General features: G+C 72.4%; 2 protein-coding genes. Both read left to right on the top strand.

The window, feature by feature from the left end; translation table 11 throughout:
- Positions 1 to 100 precede the first annotated feature (100 nt).
- Positions 101 to 1396 (top strand): glycolate oxidase subunit GlcF, encoded by a 1296-nt coding sequence (glcF, locus tag AAHM41_RS39980; RefSeq protein ID WP_342242215.1) that lies wholly within the window; start codon positions 101 to 103, stop codon positions 1394 to 1396.
- 67 nt (positions 1397 to 1463) lie between these two features.
- Positions 1464 to 2075, top strand: a complete 612-nt coding sequence (locus tag AAHM41_RS39975; RefSeq protein WP_342242214.1) for a hypothetical protein — start codon at positions 1464 to 1466, stop codon at positions 2073 to 2075.
- Positions 2076 to 2156 lie beyond the last annotated feature (81 nt).

Below are 2156 nucleotides of genomic sequence, written 5' to 3'. Positions count from 1 at the left end.
CTAACCGCCATGACGGTTGACAACGCCGTCCGCCGCATCGGCCGGGTTCCCTTGACGCCGGGCCGCAGGCTAGTGTCGGCGCAACGACGGGAGAGTGCGGGTGCAGACTCATTTCTCGCTGGCGCAGCTGGCCGATCCGGACAATGCGGTGTCGGAGCAGATCCTGCGCAGCTGCGTGCATTGCGGCTTCTGCCTCGCCACCTGCCCGACCTATACGGTCCTGGGCGACGAGCTCGACAGCCCGCGCGGCCGGATCTACCAGATCAAGTCGATGCTGGAGGGCGGCGGTCCGGCACCGGCCAGCGTCGCCAGGCATCTCGACCGCTGCCTGTCCTGCCTGTCCTGCATGACCACCTGCCCGTCGGGCGTGCACTACATGCATCTGGTCGATCACGGCCGCGCGGTGGTGGAGAAGACCTACCGCCGGCCTTTACCGGACCGGGCGATCCGGGCGCTGCTGGCGGCGGTGCTGCCGCGGCCGCGGCTGTTCCGCCTGGCGCTGATGGGGGCGATCGCGGCCCGGCCGGCGGCGCGGCTGCTGCCGAAGCGGCTGCGCGCCATGCTGGCGCTGGCGCCGCGCCGGCTGCCGCCGCCCAGCCCGGTCGACCGGCCGCAGGTCTTCGCCGCGGAAGGGCCGCGGAAGCGGCGGGTGGCGTTGCTGTCCGGCTGCGCCCAGACGGTGCTGGACCCGGCGATCAACGAATCCACGGTCCGCCTGCTGACCCGCCACGGGGTCGAGGTGGTGGTGGCGCCGGGCGCCGGCTGCTGCGGGTCGCTGACCCACCATATGGGCCGGGAGGCGGCGGCGCTGGCCTCGGCCCGGGCGAATATCGAGGCCTGGGGCCGGGTCGTGGACGAGGGCGGGCTCGACGCCATCGTCGTCAACACCTCGGGCTGCGGCACCACGGTGAAGGATTACGGCCACATGTTCCGCGCCGACCCGGCCTGGGCCGAGCGGGCCGCGACGGTCTCGGCCCTGGCCAAGGACATCACCGAGCTGATGGACGAGGTCGGGCTGAACCCGCCGGCGCGGCCGACCGGCCAGGCCGTGGCCTATCACTCGGCCTGCTCGATGCAGCACGGCCAGCGCATCGCGGCGCCGCCGCGCCGCCTGCTGGCCGCCGCGGGGTTCGAGCTGCGCGAGGTGCCGGACGGTCACCTCTGCTGCGGCTCGGCCGGCACCTACAACCTGCTGCAGCCGGAGATCGCGGACGAGCTGCGGGCGCGCAAGGTGCGGGCGGTGGAAAGCACCGGGGCGGTGATCGTCGCCGCCGGCAACATCGGCTGCATCACCCAGATCGGGCTCGGCACCGCCCTGCCGGTGGTGCACACGGTCGAACTGCTGGACTGGGCCACCGGCGGCCCGAAACCGGCCGCGCTCACGGATGCGGCCTGACGCATCATCCCACTCTTAACACATTGTTTGCTTGTATTAATTGGCGACTGCGTTCATGCTATGTTCTATGAACAAGGCGCAGACCGATTCGGCCACCGAGGCCTCGGCCGCTCCGCAGGAGGAGCGGGCGGCGGATCTGTGCGTGGTGGCGGAGCTGGTCGAGATCCAGATGTCGATCGCGCGGGCGACGCAGCGGGAGGCGCTGCAGACGCCGCAGCCCGGCGTCGACTATTGCCAGCGGATCGCCACTGTCGCGCGCTCGGTGCGGCTGACCCTGCTGCTCAAGGACAAGCTGTCGCGTCAGGCCGAGGAGCGGCGCAAGGCCGCGGCGCAGCGCGAGGCGGCCCAGGAGGACTGGCACGAGCTGCGGGTGAAGTTGGCGATGCAGGCGGCGGTCTACGAGTCGTCCGAGGACGGCGAGGAGGATCGCCGCGCCGACGAGCTGAGCGAGCGGCTGGAGCGGCCGGAGGTGGTCGAGCTGATCGAAGCCAGCCGGGCCGAGGTCGCGGTGGCGGCCTTGTGCCGGCGCTGGGGCTATCCGGTGCGGGTGGAGCAGTGGCTCGAGATGGCCGACGAGGCCATGGAGGAGCTGGGCTTCCTGCCGTCGCAGGACGGCGAGGATCCGCCCGAGCCCCGCTCCGCGGCTCCCGGCCGCCGCAAGCCGCCGGACACGGGATGAGCCGCGTAGGTTGGGTTCGCCTTGGGCGAACCCAACCCCCGGCCGCCGTCGCGGCCCCCGATCCCGTTTGGTTGGCGGGCG

This window comes from Inquilinus sp. OTU3971 (assembly GCF_038440215.1).
This window is presented reverse-complemented; position numbering and strand designations above follow the sequence as displayed.